The sequence below is a fragment of the Pseudomonas sp. NFX183 genome, assembly GCF_047943075.1.
GTDB lineage: Bacteria > Pseudomonadota > Gammaproteobacteria > Pseudomonadales > Pseudomonadaceae > Aquipseudomonas.
Genome location: NZ_CP181333.1, coordinates 4,215,702 through 4,231,407, shown reverse-complemented (window position 1 = coordinate 4,231,407; position 15,706 = coordinate 4,215,702). Strand labels below are relative to the sequence as shown.

Below are 15,706 nucleotides of genomic sequence, written 5' to 3'. Positions count from 1 at the left end.
GGTAAGGAATATATGTGCGGATTAGCTGGCGAGTTACGTTTTGATCACCAACCTGCCGACCTGGCAGCGGTGGAGCGGATCACCCATCATTTAGCACCACGCGGTCCTGACGCGTGGGGCTTCCATGCCCAAGGGCCGATTGCCCTGGGCCATCGACGCCTGAAAATCATGGACCTGTCGGACGGCTCGGCCCAACCGATGGTCGACGCCCAACTGGGGCTGTCCCTGGCCTTCAACGGCGCGATCTACAACTTCCCGGAATTGCGTCAAGAGCTGGAAGCCCTGGGCTACGCCTTCTATTCCGGTGGTGACACCGAAGTGCTGCTCAAGGGCTACCACGCCTGGGGCGAAGCACTGCTGCCCAAGCTCAATGGCATGTTTGCGTTTGCCATCTGGGAGCGCGACGCGCAGCGCCTGTTCATCGCCCGCGACCGCCTGGGTGTAAAACCTTTGTACCTGTCGCGCACCAGCCAGCGCCTGCGCTTTGCCTCGGCACTGCCGGCGTTGCTCAAGGGCGGTGATATCAACCCGATGCTCGATCCGGTCGCGCTTAATCACTACCTGAACTTCCACGCCGTGGTACCGGCACCGCGCACGTTGCTGGCAGGCGTTGAAAAACTGCCGCCAGCCAGCTGGATGCGCATCGACGCCAACGGCAAGACCGAACAGAAAACCTGGTGGACCCTGCCCTACGGCCCCCATGACGATGAAAAAAACCTGACCCTGGAAGACTGGACCGACCGCGTGCTCGACAGCACCCGCGAAGCCGTGGCCATTCGCCAACGCGCCGCCGTGGATGTCGGCGTGCTGCTCTCCGGCGGTGTCGATTCGAGCATGCTCGTCGGCCTGCTGCGTGAAGTCGGCGTACAGGACCTGTCGACCTTTTCCATCGGTTTTGAAGACGCCGGCGGCGAGCGCGGCGACGAATTCCAGTATTCGGATCTGATCGCCAAGCACTACGGCACCCGCCACCATCAACTGCGCATCGCCGAAAGCGAGATCATCGAGCAACTGCCCGCCGCATTCCGTGCCATGAGCGAGCCGATGGTCAGCCACGATTGCATCGCCTTCTACCTGCTGTCGCGGGAAGTGGCCAAGCATTGCAAAGTGGTGCAAAGCGGCCAGGGCGCCGATGAACTCTTCGCCGGTTACCACTGGTACCCGCAAGTGGATGGCGCCAGCGATCCCTATGCCGCCTACCGCGATGCCTTTTTCGACCGCAGCTACGACGACTACGCGGCCACCGTCGCCCCCAAGTGGCTGACCGCCAACGATGCTGCCGGTGACTTTGTGCGTGAGCACTTCGCCATGCCCGGCGCCGACGCCGCCGTGGACAAGGCGCTGCGCCTGGACAGTACCGTGATGCTGGTGGACGACCCGGTCAAACGCGTCGACAACATGACCATGGCCTGGGGCCTGGAAGCACGTACGCCGTTTCTGGACTACCGCCTCGTCGAATTGTCAGCCCGTGTGCCCGGCAAATTCAAATTGCCCGACGGTGGCAAGCAAGTCTTGAAAGAAGCCGCGCGCCGCGTGATCCCGAGTGAAGTCATCGACCGCAAAAAAGGCTACTTCCCGGTGCCGGGCCTCAAGCACTTGCAGGGCGACACCCTGAACTGGGTGCGTGAACTGCTGCTGGACCCGAGCCAGGATCGCGGCCTGTTCAACCCGGCCATGCTCGATCGCCTGCTGACAGACCCGCAAGGCCAACTGACGCCGCTGCGCGGTTCAAAGCTGTGGCAACTGGCGGCGCTGAACCTGTGGCTCAGCGAACAAGGAATCTGATTGATGAAACCTCTTGCAGCGGCCTACAGCCAACGCTTGCTGAAGGGCCAGGCGCCGACCTACGAGCGCCTGCAAGCCCGCCTGGCTGAAGATGGCAGCCCCATGGGCGCCGAACCGATTGCCGTGCATTGCGGTTGGGGCCGGTTGTTGATCGGCCATACCTTCCCGGACCCGGCGAGCCTGGCCCAGGAACTGCTCAAGGAACAGCCCGGCGAGCGCGACATAGCGCTGTATGTGGCAGCGCCCCAGCAGATTCTGGGGATCGATCCGCAGCAGTTGTTCCTTGACCCGTCCGACACCCTGCGCCTGTGGTTCAGTGACTATCGCCCCGCTACCCGCGTGTTTCGCGGTTTTCGTATTCGCCGGGTACAGACCGAAGCCGATTGGGCGGCGGTCAACGTGCTCTACCAGGGGCGCGGCATGTTGCCGGTCGACGCTGAACGCCTGACCCCACGCCATCAAGGCGGCCCGGTGTATTGGCTGGCCGAAGACGAAGACAGCGGCGCGGTGATCGGCAGCGTGATGGGCCTGAACCATCAGAAAGCCTTTCACGACCCGGAAAACGGCTGCAGCCTGTGGTGCCTGGCGGTTGACCCGCAGTGCACGCGCCCCGGCGTGGGTGAAGTGCTGGTGCGCCACTTGGTGGAGCACTTCATGAGCCGCGGCTTGAGCTACCTCGACCTGTCGGTGCTGCACGATAACCGTCAGGCCAAAAGCCTCTACGCCAAGCTGGGTTTTCGCGCGCTGACCACCTTTGCGATCAAACGCAAGAACGGCATCAACCAGCCGCTGTTTCTGGGCCCGGGCCCGCAGGCCGGGTTCAATCCCTATGCGCGCATCATTGTCGAAGAGGCCCACCGACGTGGCATCGATGTGCACGTGGATGACGCCGATGCCGGCCTGTTCACTCTCAGCCATGGCGGGCGCCGCGTGCGTTGCCGTGAATCATTGAGCGACCTGACCAGTGCCATCAGCATGACCTTGTGCCAGGACAAAAGCCTGACCCACAAAGTGCTCAAAGCCGCCGGCTTGAACCTGCCGTCGCAGCAATTGGCGGGCAGTGCCGACGACAACCTGGAGTTCCTCGACGAACACCAGCGCATCGTGGTCAAGCCGCTGGATGGCGAGCAAGGCCAGGGCGTGGCGGTGGATTTGCAGACCATCGAGGATGTGCAGAAAGCCATCGAAACAGCGCGCCAGTTCGACAGCCGCGTGCTGCTCGAGAGCTTCCATGAAGGCCTCGACCTGCGCATTCTGGTGATCGGTTTTGAAGTGGTTGCCGCTGCAATTCGGCGCCCGGCCGAGGTGACCGGCGACGGCCAGCATTCCATCGGCGCCCTGATCGAAGCCCAAAGCCGTCGTCGCCAAGCGGCCACTGACGGTGAAAGCAAGATCCCGCTGGACGACGAAACCCAACGCACCCTGCACGCCGCCGGCTTTGACTACAGCAGCATCCTGCCGCGTGGCCAGACCCTGGCCGTGCGCCGCACCGCCAACCTGCACACCGGCGGCTGCCTGGAGGACGTCACGGCGATTTTGCACCCCACATTGGTGGACGCTGCCGTGCGCGCGGCGCGTGCGCTGGACATTCCCATGGTCGGCCTGGACCTGCTGGTGCCTGCCGCCGATCAACCTGAGTATGTGTTTATCGAAGCCAACGAACGGGCCGGGCTGGCCAACCATGAACCGCAACCGACGGCGGAGAAGTTTGTGGATTTGCTGTTTCCGCACAGTCAGCCGACCGCCCAATAACCTGTGGCGAGGGCCCGTCGTGGCTAGCGGGCTTGTTGTGGCGAGCGGGCTTGCCCCGCGTTGGGGCGCGAAGCGGCCCTGACCCTGGCACCGCAGTCTTTCAGCCAGAACGCGTTGGCAGGTTTTGGGGCTGCTTCGCAGCCCAACGCGGGGCAAGCCCGCTCGCCACACAAAATCCGCTCGCCCCCATTCATCAGGAGTCTTTATGAGCCGAACCATCCCCGAACCGGATCTCAACTACCTGCAGAAGGTGCTGCTGGAAATGCTCGCCATTCCCAGCCCTACCGGCTTTACCGACACCATCGTGCGTTACGTTGCCGAGCGCCTGGAAGAGCTGGGGATTCCCTTTGAGATGACCCGGCGCGGCACGATTCGCGCCACCCTCAAGGGCCAGAAAAACAGCCCCGACCGTGCCGTCTCGGCCCACTTGGACACCATCGGCGCCGCCGTGCGGGCGATCAAGGACAACGGCCGCCTGACCCTGGCGCCCGTCGGTTGCTGGTCCAGCCGTTTTGCCGAAGGCAGCCGCGTCAGCCTGTTCACCGACAACGGCGTGATCCGTGGCAGCGTGCTGCCGCTGATGGCCTCCGGGCATGCCTTCAACACCGCCGTGGATGAAATGCCGGTGAGTTGGGACCATGTCGAACTGCGCCTGGACGCCTACTGCGCTACCCGCGCCGACTGCGATTCGCTGGGCATCAGCATTGGCGACTACGTGGCGTTTGACCCACTGCCCGAGTTCACCGAAAGCGGCCACATCAGCGCGCGCCATCTGGACGATAAAGCCGGCGTGGCTGCCCTGCTCGCCGCGCTCAAGGCGATCATCGACAGCGGCGAACCGTTGCTGATCGACTGTCACCCGCTGTTTACCATCACCGAGGAAACCGGCAGCGGCGCTGCAGCGGCATTGCCTTGGGATGTGAGTGAATTTGTCGGCATCGACATCGCACCGGTCGCGCCAGGCCAGCATTCGAGTGAACACGCCGTGAGTGTGGCGATGCAGGATTCCGGCGGGCCGTACGACTATCACCTGTCCCGGCATTTGTTGCGCCTGGCCTCGGAAAACGACCTGCCCGTTCGTCGCGACCTGTTCCGCTACTACTTCAGCGATGCGCATTCGGCGGTCACCGCCGGGCACGACATTCGCACTGCGCTGCTGGCGTTCGGTTGCGATGCAACCCACGGCTACGAGCGCACGCACATCGACAGCCTGGCGGCCTTGAGTCGCCTGCTGAGCGCGTACATCCTCAGCCCGCCGGTATTTGCCAGCGATGCGCAGCCGGCGCAGGGTTCGCTCGACCGCTTCAGTCATCAGATCGAACACGAGACGCAGATGGAGAGCGATACGCGAGTGCCATCGGTGGACAGTCTGGTAGGACAGAAGTCCTGAGGCTGGCAACCTGCTACTGGCAAGACGGGTCCCGGCGCAGTAGCATCGCCGGGATTCTACCTCTGAGGCTTTTATGCTGATTCCCTACGACGCACTTGAAGTCGACACCCTGACCCGGCTCATCGAAGACTTCGTCACCCGCGACGGCACTGACAATGGCGATGAAACGCCCTTGGAGACCCGCGTGCTGCGCGTGCGCCAGGCGCTGACCAAAGGGCAGGCGCTGATTGTGTTCGACCCTGAAAGCGAGCAATGCCAGTTGATGCTCAAGCACGACGTGCCCAAGCATCTGTTCGATTGAGGAGGTGCTAGGGGTTGGTTTCAGGTTGCGTGGCTTGGCGCTCGAGGATTTTCTGATACACCTCGGCGCGGTGCACGTTGACCCCTACCGGTGCCTGGATGCCGAATTTCACCTGGGTTCCGTTCAGCTCGAGGATATGCAAGGCGATGTCATCGCCGATGGAAATGATTTCGCCTACGGCGCGGCTTAAGACCAGCATGGCGGTTGTCCTTTTGGAGTGACAGGACCTTGACCATGCGCGCTCGGAGGGGGGGCGACAATGGCTTGCCGCTAAATCAGGCGAGGCCTACGCGAGCTGGTAATTTGCCTGACAGACATCGGCCTCATTGGGCCGGTCGGGTACCTATCCGTTACCGGGGTGGCGCCGGCTAAGGCGCAATCCAGCTGCGCCGCTACCGGCATAACGCATAGGTACACGCCCAACACCTCAGGCCTTGACCGCCTGAGCCTTGGCCCGCATCTTGTCTGCCATGCTGGTCATCTCGTCATACAGCAACTGCGGATTTTTCTGCTTCAACGCCCAGGCCATGCGCCCTTGCTCGTGCGGCAAAATCATGAATTCACCCTGTGCCACGCGCTGGTAGATATAGTCGGCAATGTCAGCCGCCGAAATGGGCGAACTCTCCAGCAACTTGCCCACCTGCGCCTTCATCGCCGGCGTCGGCCCGCGAAACGAATCCAGCAAGTTGGTCTGGAAAAACGATGGGCATACCACATGCACGCCAATTTCCTGATGCTTGAGCTCGACCAGCAAGCTCTCCGACAACGCCACTACCCCGGCCTTGGCCACGTTGTAATTACTCATGGCCGGCCCCTGCATCAATGCCGCCATCGACGCAATATTGATGATCCGGCCCCTGCTCTTCTCCAACAACGGCAGGAACGCCTTGCAGCCCTTGACCACGCCCATCAGGTTAATCGCGATTTGCCAGTCCCAATCCTCCAGCGACAACTCGGCAAAGAAGCCCCCTGACGCCACACCGGCATTGTTGACGATCACATCGATACCGCCCAATTTCACCTCGCACGCCTGTGCAAAGGCGGTGAGCTGGCTGTAATCACGCACATCGCAGCGCTGCACAAACCCATCGCCACCCGCCTCGCGCACCAGCTTGAGCGTTTCCTGCAGGCCCGGCTCGCTGACATCCGACAAGGCCAGCTGCCAACCCTCACGGGCCCAGCGCAGCGCGATTTCGCGGCCCAGGCCGGACCCGGCGCCGGTGATCATCATGCGATTTTGCATAGGAAATAAGCCTTGTGGTTCACGTAGGAAGTGACCGGCAGTGTAGCGAAGGTTTTTGCCACACCCACGCACCATCCAATTGATGAATGCCTCGGGCAAACCTGAGGCCAGGTGCGAGGATGGCTTATAGCGTAAGTTCAATAATTTTCAACTAAGCGCGCCTAATTGCGAACGCATTAAAAGAAATAAGCAACTTTGCAAAATGCTTTAAAAAAGCAGGGAATTTTCTTTGAAGTGACAGAGTCGGAGTTATTAAGGCGTCCGTAAATAACTCCACGGGCCTGTCGTTAATAACCGGTCTTTTCAGAAGGCCCTATAAGGAAAAAAACCATGAGCCTCATTCTGATCATTATCTTGATCCTGCTGTTGGTCGGCGGCCTGCCGGTATTCCCGCACTCGCGTAACTGGGGCTATGGCCCGTCGGGTATCCTGGGCGTTGTCCTGGTAGTGCTGGTGGTGCTGTTGCTGCTCGGTCGGATATAAATTCCGCACAAAAAAAAGAGGCCTCATTGAGGCCTCTTTTTTTATGCCCGGTTAATTAATCCGGCTTGCCGTCAATCACGCCGGCCGTGTTATCCAACAGGCTCTTGGTGGCCGTCTGCAGGAACGACTCGAGTTTCTGCTTGAGCGCCGCTTCGTCCGGTGACTCGGGAATCACTTTACCGGTCGGGTTCGCGCCCAACTCATATTCCCACAGCTTGGGCGGCATCTCCTTGGGCAGTACCAGAATGCGGTCTGCGGTAACCAGCGCCACCGTCTGATCGCTGCCCGACGGTTTGATCACGCCAAAGCCCTTGTCGCCTTCCGGCAGGTTCAGCAGGTCGCGGCCCCAGCACTGGTGCAGGGTGTCGCCACCGAGGCGGCCCATGATGGTCGGCACGATGTCGATCTGAGTGCCCACGGTGTGGTCTCGCTCGCCGAACTTCTCCTGCATGCCCGGTGCAATCATCAGCATCGGCACGTTGAAGCGGCCCAGGTCCATTTCGGTGATCTGCTGTTCGTTGCCAAAGCCGTGGTCGCCCACGATCACGAACAGGGTTTCCTTGAAGTAAGGCTCTTTGCGGGCCTTTTCAAAGAACTGGCCCAAGGCCCAGTCGGAGTAACGCATGGCCGTCAAATGCTCGTTGAGGCTGCCACGGTCGGTGACTTTCTCGACCGGCAGTGGCGTCGGCAACGCGTACGGCGTGTGGTTGGACAGGGTTTGCAGCAGTGCGTAGAACGGCTTGCCGCCTTCGCGGGCTTTCAACTCTTCCAGGCCACGGTTGAACATGTCCTGGTCGGACACGCCCCACGTCGGGTCGGAGAACACCGGGTTGACGAAGTCATTACGCCCGATGAAGTTGGTCATGCCCTGGTTACTGAAGAAGCCCGACTGGTTGTCCCAGGCGAAATCGCCGTTGTAGACATACACGTCGTCAAACTTGCGCGCGCTGAGCAACTGCGGCAGGCCCGACAGCTTGTGGCTGCCTTCCGGGGTCTGCATCAGGTATTCGAAGCCTGGCAGGTTCGGGAAGCACGCCATGGTGGCAAACATGCCCTGGTGGGTGTGCGTGCCGTTGGAGAAGAAGCGGTCGAACAGCAAGCCTTCCTTGGACAACTTGTCGAAGTACGGCGTGATGTTGCCCGGGCGGCCCAGGGCGCCCACCGAGTGACCGGCGAAGCTTTCCATCAGGATGACCACGACGTTCTTGATCGGCAGGGTCTTCTCGGCCGGTGGCGTGTAGTCACGGCGCACGGCGGCGGTGTCGGTATCCACCAGTTTCTCTTGCGGCAGCACCAGCATGTCACGCACGGTCTGGGTGGCCAGCGGCTGGTCCAGGGTGGCCTTCCAGATGTTGGAGCGTTCCTCGGAGAAGCGCGCCTTGGCCGCAGCGATCAGCGACAGCGTGCCGTTGAGGCCCAACTGGTTGGCGAAGTTCGATTCGGTGGTGTAGACATCCCCCCAACGCAGCGGCGGGCCTTGGCGCAAGGTGCCGCGGATGGCGACTACGGCGATCAGCAGGCAGACCACAAACACGGCGATGCGGCTGTACCACGGTGCCACTTGGCGGGTACCGATGCTGCCGCCGCTGAACGGGCCGCGAGGGCGCGTTGCACGGTCGGCACCTTTGAAGGCCATGCTCAGGATCAGCGTGCCCACGGCCCAGGCCAGCAGGTAACGCACCACCGGGAAACCGTACCAGAGCATGCTCATCACGGTTTTCGGGTCTTCCTTTACATACTGGAAGACCAGGCCGTTGAGGCGCTGGTGGAATTCGCGGTAGAAGTCCATTTCCATCAGCCCCAGGAACAGGGCAATGCTGGACGCGACGGTCAGCCACAAACGGAAGAACCCGCGTGCCGCCATCGCCCGTACGCTGAACAAGGCCAGCAGCAGCGGGACCAGCACGTACATCACCAGGCGTATGTCAAAACGCAGCCCGTTGGCGAACGCTTCCAGGAAGGTCGAGGCCGGCGTGTCGAGGATCATCTCGCGGTTGTAGACCAGCAGCGCCAGGCGCAGCAGGGAGAACATCACCATCATGACCAATGCGCAGAGCAGCGTGTACGCCAGATGGGATTTGACGGTCGGTTGCAGCAGGCGATTTGAAGCTCGCTGCTGACTCAGGGCGTCCGGGTTTGCCATGTCGTTTCAGGACCCATTGGAAGTTTAAGTTGCGAAAAAATGCAGTGGCGTCCGTCCCTCGCCCAGGCTGGCTGGGGTAGGCGGTTAACGCGGTGGCGCAAATGGTGCCCGATCAATGGCATCAACGCTATTAATTACTGAACGTGCGCCGCGCTTGTGCCTTTAAGGGCACTCGACATAGAGCCTTGGCAGCGTGATAAAGCCGGCGAATTGTCTTGGAAAAGATGTGAAAATTTCGTACAGCGAATACTTTCGACACACAAAACTCTGAATACGCTGGAAACGAATGTGGGAGCGGGCTTGCCCGCGATAGCGATGTGTCAGCCCGCACAACTGTGGCTGATAAACCGTTATCGCGGGCAAGCCCGCTCCCACATTGACAGGGCCCACTCAGGATCAGAGCGGGCCCAGGTGTCGTCAGATCCGCACGTTACCGCGTGGCCCGGCGATTGCCCAGATGATCAGGCCCAAGACAGGCAGCAACAGGATCAGCAAAATCCACAGCACCTTGGCACCGGTGCTGGCGCCGCTTTTGAACACGTTGATGATCGCCCAGATATCCAGCGCCAGGATGATCAGGCCAATCAAGCCATTAAAAGTGGAACCCATGGTGTCGCTCCTAAGTGAGGGCATGCACTTGTAGGATAGTCAGCCCTGGCAGGGGTTCCGTTTTATTTCAGACGTGAACGGCAACGCGCAGGGCTTCCAGGGAAGGCTCGGCCTTGATGCCGACTTCAGCGCACAGTTCCAGCACGCGCGGCAGGTCGTTGCCGTAGACCAGCACCGCCTGAATCTCGTCATCCAGCAACTGACTGAAGTTGAGCAGCACATAGCCACCGTCCTCCGGGCTCAGGGCGCTCATCTGGATCTGGATGCGGTTCAGTGCCGTCAGGTCTTCGGTCTTGGCCAATTGCTTGGGCTTGAGATTAAACGCCACGCCCGGGCCGAACGACGCGACGATCTGTGCAAACAGGTCGCCATAGGTGTCGGCTTGAAACAGCACCGTGTCCGGCAGGCTACCGACCACGACCCACTCACCCAGTGGAATCGGGAAAGTGTCGTCGTAGTTGATATCCGGGTTGGCCGTCAGGAAAGCGGCAGGGTCCGCGTAGGCCTGGGCCGCTTCCTCGGCAATGCGTGCCACTTCGTCCTCGCCCATGACGCCGGCGCTGATTTTGCTGATGAGTTCGACGAGGGCGGTTTGCATGGGAAGGTCCTGTGGCGAGCTGGTTTTTGAGGGCGCGTAGCCTACACCAGTTTTTGCAACTGCGCCGCCGTATCCGCCGCGCCCATGGTGTGCGCCGCCGCCAGTGCCGTCGCACCCTGAGCATCGGTGGCCTTAGGGTTGGCACCTTGGCCGAGCAGGTAGTCGAGCATTTCGACACGGTTGAACATCGCGGCCATCATCAACGCCGTGCGGCCATCCGAGGAGGCGCCGTCCACCGGCGCGCCGCCGTCGATCAGCGCCTTGACCACGGGCAGGTTGCCCTTGAACGCCGCACCGGCCATCGGCAGTTGGTTCTTGTCGTTGGCGATCAGCGGGTCGGCCTTGAACTCCAGCAGCACTTTCACCGCGTCGGCGTGACCGTGATAGGCCGCGAGCATGAGCAAGGTGTCGCCATTGTGATTGCGCAGGTTAGGCGGCAAGCCTTTGGCCAGCAGTGCGGCGAGCATGGCGGCATCGCCTTTGCGGGCCACGTCGAAGACCTGCTCGGCAAATTCAGCGGCTTCGTCTTCGGTCATTTGTTTAGGCTGGTCTGACATGTGGGGCTCCTTGTCTGGTTGCTTATAGGCGCCCAGTGTCGCGATGGAGTTCCCCACTGTCATGGCTTTTTTGCCAAAAGCGCTCATAGGCAGAATCAATAGCGCTGCTTTCAATAACGGAAATGCCCGCCCTGAATCTGCGCCAACAAGTCGCCGGTGACCGGCACATAGCAATCCGAGCCCGGCAGCCACGCATACACCGGGTCATTGCCGGCCTTGCCCGGGTCGAAGGCCTCCTCCTTGAGACGCACTTTCTGATACTTGAAGGTGCCGGTGGTTTCCATCTTCACCTTGATCCGCAGGAACAACGGCACCGCGTAATGCGGCAACTGGCCGTGGGCGAATTGCAGCAATTCACGCATGTCCAGCGAGGCCAGGGATTCGCTTGGCGTGATGGCGACCATGCCGGCGCGGCCATTGGTGTTTTCGATCTCGACGCCGTAAGCGACCACTTCGGCGATCTGCGGATGTTGCAGCAACACGTTCTCCACTTCGGTGGTCGAGACGTTTTCGCCCTTCCAGCGATAGGTATCGCCCAGGCGATCGACAAATTGCGCATGGCCAAAGCCGATGCTGCGCAACAAGTCGCCGGTATTGAAATAGCGGTCGCCCTTTTCGAACACGTCGGTCAGCACCACCTTGCGGTTCTTTTCCGGGTCGGTGTAGCCGTCGAACGGTGACTTTTCATCGATCCTGGCCAGTAACAACCCCTGCCCGCCCGTTTGCACCTTGCGCATGAAGCCGTCGCTGCCACGCACCGGTTCACCGCTGTCGTTGCTGTAGTCCACCAGTGCCCAGTGCTGCAGGCAAAAGCCGATGGTGTTGTCGAAATTCAGCACGTTGGTGAATCCGATGTTGCCGTCACTGGCGGCATACAGTTCGCAAACATGCTCAACGCCATAACGTTGCTTGAACTGCGCCCACACGCCGGGACGCAGGCCATTGCCGACCATCTTGGTCACGCGGTTATCGAGATCCTGAGCGCTGGCGGGCTGATCGAGCAGGTAGCGGCACAACTCACCGACATAGCCCAGGGTGGTTGCGTTGAATTTGCGCGCATCGTCCCAGAACTGGCTGGCACTGAATTTACGCCGGATGGCAAAGCCCGAGGCCCCGACAATCGCCGAGCCCCAGCACACGCACAGGCCGGTGGCGTGGTACAGCGGCAATGTGCAATAGAGGACGTCATCCGGGCCCATGTCCAGCGCGATACTGCCGAAGCTGACGGCGGTTTTGGTCCAGCGCCCGTGCTTCATGATGCCGGCCTTGGGCAAGCCGGTGGTGCCGGAGGTGTAGATATAGAAGCAGGGGTCGTTGAAGAACACTTGTCCGGTACTGGCGGGGTTTTCCACCGAGCCGTCGGCACTGGCGGCCATCAGGTCGGTATAGCCTTCAGGAGGCGTGCTTGAATGCTGATCGGCGACAAACCAGGTCCTGTGCGCGGCGATTGCCACGTGCTCACGCACGGTCGTGTAGGCCGCCACCAACTCTGCGCCCACCACGATTGCCACCGGGCTCACCAGATTCAGGCTGTGCACCAGCGTTGCCTGGGTTTGCGACGTATTGAGCATTGCGCAAATGCCACCCAGCTTGGCTACGGCCAACACGCTCAACAGCAGTTCAGGGCGGTTTTCGATGAACAACGCGACCACATCCCCCTTGCCGATGCCCTGCTCGTGCAGGTGATGGGCAATGCGGTTGGCACGCTGGTTGGCTTGGGCGTAGCTGAGCACACTGTCGCCATACAACAGCGCCGCGCCATCAGGGTTACGAGAGGTGGCCTGTTCGAATTGCCATCCCAGGCCGCAGGGCTGGCTGGGATCGGTGACGTTCGCGGCGCGCATGCCGCGTACCACGCGTGGCAGGGCCCGAACTATCGCCGGCACCTTACGCAGTAGCTTGCCCCAGGTGATCATGTCGTCGTGCGGATGGCTCATGGCGGAACGTCCTTTTTCTTATTCTTCGTATGATCCAGACACAGCCTCGGCCCTGTAGGAAGAGGTCAAATGCCTTGCAGGAAAATACGCCTGCCATTCTTCGGCTGTACATGTGGGATTTGAAAAGTTTTGTATCCCGTACCGCCCAGCATGAAATAGGGAATTGCGCGGCGCCGATGCGGTCATTAACTGTAACGGGGAGCAAAATGCCCGGCCCCGATAACGCAAAATGCAGGATGCACGATGGCCTTTCATGCAAATTGCACGAAAGTGAAAAACCTATAAAATTTTAACCTGTTGATTTATAACGATTTTTTAGACAATTCAATACTGGCACAATCACTGCACCTATCACTCCATGCTTGCCAACTTGAGCCAACGGAGCTGATAGACATGAGCCTGATCCAAGATAAATTCGCTTCTGTATTCTCCCAATACGACGTCACCACTCAGCCACGCCCAGACGGCGGGATCCTGTTGACCCTGCGCAACAGCGAAGGCAAACAGGTCAAGCGTTCGATTTCGTACCAACAACTGCACACCGCTGACCAACTGACCTGGGTCATAAGCGCCATTCGCCGCGACCTGGCCGAACAAGCCAGCGAGCTGCCACAGATCTCGATGCTGCAAAGCCAGAATCGCTTTGCCCTGCCGACCTACCATTCGGCCTGAGTAATCTGAGCAAAAAAGGCCGCGACGCCGTTGAGCGTCGCGGCCTTTTTTGTGCCTTCAGCAAAGCCCCTGGCGGGCAGCTGCGTTCATCGCCTGCACGCGGTTGGTGACTTGCAGCTTGAGGTAGATGTTACGCAGATGGAATTTAACCGTGGCTTGGGAGGTGGCGCGAATCTGGCTGATTTCCCAGACGGTCTTGCCTTCCGAGGCCCAGCGCAGGATCTCCAGCTCTGTCGGCGTCAGGGGTTTGCCGGCCAGGCTCAGGCGTTTTCCAACGGCGCTCGGCACGGCAAGCGCACGACACGGCTGCTCTGGGCCACTCATCACTCTCTCTCCTGTATCAGTGGATGCCATACCACCTTTCGGATTCCTGCGATTGACAGGCGGTATAAACATTGAGTCGGGAGAGTTACATAACGAATAGATTAAAAGCATAAGGCGCCGCATAAACAGCTACGTCTTACATTTATATAAGTTCCTTCCCACAACAACTTCCAACCTGCCGGGGTTGAACATTTAACTATTCGCGCTTAATCGTCCAAGCCTGGAAAACCAGCGGCACTGTGCTCGCCGGTGAACTGAGGCACACACCCTTCGGTTGTATGGAATAAACGTAGCGCCACACAGTGCGGATTTTCACCCACGTCGAGCCAATGCGGCATTCCGGCCGGAACCACCAGCACGTCATTCTTCTCACAACGCACGGCGTAGACGTACTCGCCCACGAGCAGGCAGAACAAGCCTTGGCCCGCGACGAAAAAATGCACGTTGTCTGCACTGTAGCGACGCGCCTTGAGGCCTTCAGCGCGCAATTCGGCGCGCTGCGGATGGTCGCCCGTCACGCTCAATACCTGAGCAGAGCGGTAGCCGAGGGCATCGATCTGCGACTGGTACACCGCGATCATTTCAGCGTCACTGGCGCCCTTTTCGAGGGGACTGGGCTGCCAGCGGTCAAAACCCACGCCGTGCTCAACCAGGGTCGAGACGATATCGTCGAAGTGGGTCAACACCTTGTTCGGGGTATCGGGTGTGACGAGCGGGTAAACAGCGACATAACTCATTGCACGGTTCCTTTATTCGGCTCTTGCAATCGAAAGCCAATGATTAGGGCGGCGGCCAGGGCCGCAACACTGGCGATGCTGAAGGTCAGGGTCGGCCCCAACAGGTTCCAGCTATAACCGGCATACAGCGCGCCCAATGCGCCGCCAGTGCCGGCCAGTGCGGCATACAGCGCCTGGCCCTGGCCTTGCTGGCGAGCGCCGAAGCTGCGTTGCACAAAGGCAATCGCCGCCGCGTGAAAACTGCCAAAGGTGGCCGCGTGCATCACTTGCGCCAGCAGCAGCACCCAGAAAAATTCGGCGAATGAGCCCAGCAACAACCAGCGCACGGCGGCCAACAGGAAACTTGCCAGCAGCACCCGTCGCACCGAAAAGCGCGTGAGGATGCGGCTCATGGCCAGAAACATCAGCACTTCTGCGACCACGCCCAAGGCCCAGAGCATGCCGATCACGCCACGGCTGTAGCCCAGATGTTCGAGGTGCAGGGTGAGAAAGGTGTAATACGGGCCGTGGCTCATTTGCATCAGCGCCACGCAGGCATAAAACGCCAGTACCCCAGGGCTGCGCAGTTGCTTGAGAAAACCGTCACCGGCCAGGCGATTGTCGTGGGTCGCGGGTTGCGCATTCGGTACCCACAGGCTGGCACCGATGATGCCGGCCATGATCACCACGACCACCACCGGGTAAATGTCCAGGCTCAGCCAGTCGAACAGGCGGCCCATGATCACCACGGTGAGGATGAAACCAACCGAGCCCCACAGGCGGATCTGGCTGTAGCGCGAGGTCTGCTTTTGCAGGTGGGCCAGGGTGATCACTTCAAACTGCGGCAACACGGCGTGCCAGAAGAACGCATGCAGGGCCATCACCAGCGCGAGCCAGGCGTAGGTCTTGCTGAAGAAAATCAATGAAAAGCTGACCAGCGTGCACACCGCGCCAAACCGGACGATGGCCAGGCGCCGCCCGGTGTAATCGCCGAGCCAGCCCCACAGGTTGGGCGCCACGCAGCGCATCAGCATGGGGATAGCCACCAACTCACCAATGCGTGCGCTGGAGAACCCAAGATGATCGAAGTACAGGGCCAGGAACGGCGCGGTCGCCCCGAGCAGGGCGAAGTAGAACAGGTAGAAGCTGGACAGGCGCCAGTACGGGAGGGTCGGGCTCACCATGCACGGGGCCGC

General features: G+C 60.6%; 16 protein-coding genes. 6 read left to right on the top strand and 10 right to left on the bottom strand.

Translation table 11 applies throughout. The annotated features are described in order from the left end of the window. The first annotated feature begins 12 nt into the window (after window positions 1-12). The 4 genes from ACM530_RS19750 to ACM530_RS19735 all read left to right on the top strand — a co-directional run bounded on the left by ACM530_RS19750 (window position 13) and on the right by ACM530_RS19735 (window position 5,228). Window positions 13-1,785 (top strand): N-acetylglutaminylglutamine amidotransferase, encoded by a 1,773-nt coding sequence (locus ACM530_RS19750; protein ID WP_404483927.1) that lies wholly within the window; start codon window positions 13-15, stop codon window positions 1,783-1,785. Window positions 1,786-1,788: 3 nt separating this feature from the next. Continuing rightward, window positions 1,789-3,537: an N-acetylglutaminylglutamine synthetase gene (gene ngg / locus ACM530_RS19745; protein WP_145158748.1), complete on the top strand. Its 1,749-nt coding sequence runs from the start codon at window positions 1,789-1,791 to the stop codon at window positions 3,535-3,537. Between the two features lie 205 nt (window positions 3,538-3,742). Beyond that, entirely contained in the window at window positions 3,743-4,927 is a 1,185-nt protein-coding gene (locus ACM530_RS19740) for an osmoprotectant NAGGN system M42 family peptidase (protein ID WP_145158752.1), read from the top strand. A 73-nt stretch (window positions 4,928-5,000) separates the two neighbouring features. After that, entirely contained in the window at window positions 5,001-5,228 is a 228-nt protein-coding gene (locus tag ACM530_RS19735; protein WP_064453367.1) for a YheU family protein, read from the top strand. A gap of 7 nt (window positions 5,229-5,235) precedes the next feature. On the opposite strand, the gene csrA is transcribed toward ACM530_RS19735, so the two are convergent. Both csrA and ACM530_RS19725 read right to left on the bottom strand, forming a co-directional pair. Then, window positions 5,236-5,427: a carbon storage regulator CsrA gene (csrA, locus tag ACM530_RS19730; protein WP_106576545.1), complete on the bottom strand. Its 192-nt coding sequence runs from the start codon at window positions 5,425-5,427 to the stop codon at window positions 5,236-5,238. Between the two features lie 228 nt (window positions 5,428-5,655). Further along, window positions 5,656-6,471 carry an SDR family oxidoreductase gene (locus ACM530_RS19725; RefSeq protein WP_262207934.1) on the bottom strand — a complete coding sequence of 272 codons (816 nt, stop codon included), beginning with the start codon at window positions 6,469-6,471 and terminating at the stop codon, window positions 5,656-5,658. 330 nt (window positions 6,472-6,801) lie between these two features. On the opposite strand from ACM530_RS19725, the gene ACM530_RS19720 reads away from it, so the two are divergent. Next, window positions 6,802-6,954: a DUF3309 family protein gene (locus tag ACM530_RS19720; RefSeq protein ID WP_003236711.1), complete on the top strand. Its 153-nt coding sequence runs from the start codon at window positions 6,802-6,804 to the stop codon at window positions 6,952-6,954. Between the two features lie 55 nt (window positions 6,955-7,009). Here ACM530_RS19720 and ACM530_RS19715 read toward each other — a convergent pair whose 3' ends face one another. From ACM530_RS19715 to ACM530_RS19695, 5 genes are all read right to left on the bottom strand, one after another. Next, the gene (locus ACM530_RS19715) at window positions 7,010-9,097 is read right to left on the bottom strand and encodes an LTA synthase family protein (protein WP_106576543.1); all 2,088 of its coding nucleotides are present in this window, start codon (window positions 9,095-9,097) and stop codon (window positions 7,010-7,012) included. A gap of 417 nt (window positions 9,098-9,514) precedes the next feature. Further along, on the bottom strand, window positions 9,515-9,706 hold the full coding sequence (locus ACM530_RS19710) for a PLDc N-terminal domain-containing protein (protein ID WP_003172956.1): 192 nt from the start codon (window positions 9,704-9,706) through the stop codon (window positions 9,515-9,517). 67 nt (window positions 9,707-9,773) lie between these two features. Continuing rightward, on the bottom strand, window positions 9,774-10,304 hold the full coding sequence (locus tag ACM530_RS19705) for a hypothetical protein (protein WP_145158758.1): 531 nt from the start codon (window positions 10,302-10,304) through the stop codon (window positions 9,774-9,776). A gap of 41 nt (window positions 10,305-10,345) precedes the next feature. Beyond that, on the bottom strand, window positions 10,346-10,861 hold the full coding sequence (locus ACM530_RS19700; RefSeq protein WP_124418126.1) for an ankyrin repeat domain-containing protein: 516 nt from the start codon (window positions 10,859-10,861) through the stop codon (window positions 10,346-10,348). A 110-nt stretch (window positions 10,862-10,971) separates the two neighbouring features. Beyond that, window positions 10,972-12,798, bottom strand: coding sequence for a long-chain-acyl-CoA synthetase (locus ACM530_RS19695; RefSeq protein ID WP_145158760.1), 1,827 nt, complete (start codon window positions 12,796-12,798; stop codon window positions 10,972-10,974). A gap of 393 nt (window positions 12,799-13,191) precedes the next feature. On the opposite strand from ACM530_RS19695, the gene ACM530_RS19690 reads away from it, so the two are divergent. After that, window positions 13,192-13,470, top strand: coding sequence for a DUF3509 domain-containing protein (locus ACM530_RS19690; protein ID WP_016970113.1), 279 nt, complete (start codon window positions 13,192-13,194; stop codon window positions 13,468-13,470). 57 nt (window positions 13,471-13,527) lie between these two features. On the opposite strand, the gene ACM530_RS19685 is transcribed toward ACM530_RS19690, so the two are convergent. The 3 genes from ACM530_RS19685 to ACM530_RS19675 all read right to left on the bottom strand — a co-directional run bounded on the left by ACM530_RS19685 (window position 13,528) and on the right by ACM530_RS19675 (window position 15,694). Further along, window positions 13,528-13,794 carry a response regulator transcription factor gene (locus ACM530_RS19685; protein WP_262207943.1) on the bottom strand — a complete coding sequence of 89 codons (267 nt, stop codon included), beginning with the start codon at window positions 13,792-13,794 and terminating at the stop codon, window positions 13,528-13,530. Between the two features lie 206 nt (window positions 13,795-14,000). Next, a complete protein-coding gene (locus tag ACM530_RS19680) occupies window positions 14,001-14,531 on the bottom strand; it encodes an acireductone dioxygenase (RefSeq protein ID WP_416362930.1) in 531 nt (176 codons plus the stop codon). Continuing rightward, complete coding sequence (locus tag ACM530_RS19675; RefSeq protein WP_416362929.1) at window positions 14,528-15,694, bottom strand: MFS transporter; 1,167 nt, start codon at window positions 15,692-15,694, stop codon at window positions 14,528-14,530. The genes ACM530_RS19680 and ACM530_RS19675 overlap by 4 nt, the downstream gene beginning before the upstream one ends. Window positions 15,695-15,706: the final 12 nt, after the last annotated feature.

Bases quoted from the DNA above. Each gene is read 5' to 3' on its own strand.
- ACM530_RS19675 (WP_416362929.1), bottom strand. From the start codon at position 15,694: ATGGTGAGCCCGACCCTCCCGTACTGGCGCCTGTCCAGCTTCTACCTG.
- ACM530_RS19710 (WP_003172956.1), bottom strand. From the start codon at position 9,706: ATGGGTTCCACTTTTAATGGCTTGATTGGCCTGATCATCCTGGCGCTG.
- ACM530_RS19705 (WP_145158758.1), bottom strand. From the start codon at position 10,304: ATGCAAACCGCCCTCGTCGAACTCATCAGCAAAATCAGCGCCGGCGTC.
- ACM530_RS19720 (WP_003236711.1), top strand. From the start codon at position 6,802: ATGAGCCTCATTCTGATCATTATCTTGATCCTGCTGTTGGTCGGCGGC.
- ACM530_RS19695 (WP_145158760.1), bottom strand. From the start codon at position 12,798: ATGAGCCATCCGCACGACGACATGATCACCTGGGGCAAGCTACTGCGT.
- ACM530_RS19725 (WP_262207934.1), bottom strand. From the start codon at position 6,471: ATGCAAAATCGCATGATGATCACCGGCGCCGGGTCCGGCCTGGGCCGC.
- ngg (WP_145158748.1), top strand. From the start codon at position 1,789: ATGAAACCTCTTGCAGCGGCCTACAGCCAACGCTTGCTGAAGGGCCAG.
- ACM530_RS19715 (WP_106576543.1), bottom strand. From the start codon at position 9,097: ATGGCAAACCCGGACGCCCTGAGTCAGCAGCGAGCTTCAAATCGCCTG.
- csrA (WP_106576545.1), bottom strand. From the start codon at position 5,427: ATGCTGGTCTTAAGCCGCGCCGTAGGCGAAATCATTTCCATCGGCGAT.
- ACM530_RS19735 (WP_064453367.1), top strand. From the start codon at position 5,001: ATGCTGATTCCCTACGACGCACTTGAAGTCGACACCCTGACCCGGCTC.
- ACM530_RS19740 (WP_145158752.1), top strand. From the start codon at position 3,743: ATGAGCCGAACCATCCCCGAACCGGATCTCAACTACCTGCAGAAGGTG.
- ACM530_RS19685 (WP_262207943.1), bottom strand. From the start codon at position 13,794: ATGAGTGGCCCAGAGCAGCCGTGTCGTGCGCTTGCCGTGCCGAGCGCC.
- ACM530_RS19700 (WP_124418126.1), bottom strand. From the start codon at position 10,861: ATGTCAGACCAGCCTAAACAAATGACCGAAGACGAAGCCGCTGAATTT.
- ACM530_RS19690 (WP_016970113.1), top strand. From the start codon at position 13,192: ATGAGCCTGATCCAAGATAAATTCGCTTCTGTATTCTCCCAATACGAC.
- ACM530_RS19750 (WP_404483927.1), top strand. From the start codon at position 13: ATGTGCGGATTAGCTGGCGAGTTACGTTTTGATCACCAACCTGCCGAC.
- ACM530_RS19680 (WP_416362930.1), bottom strand. From the start codon at position 14,531: ATGAGTTATGTCGCTGTTTACCCGCTCGTCACACCCGATACCCCGAAC.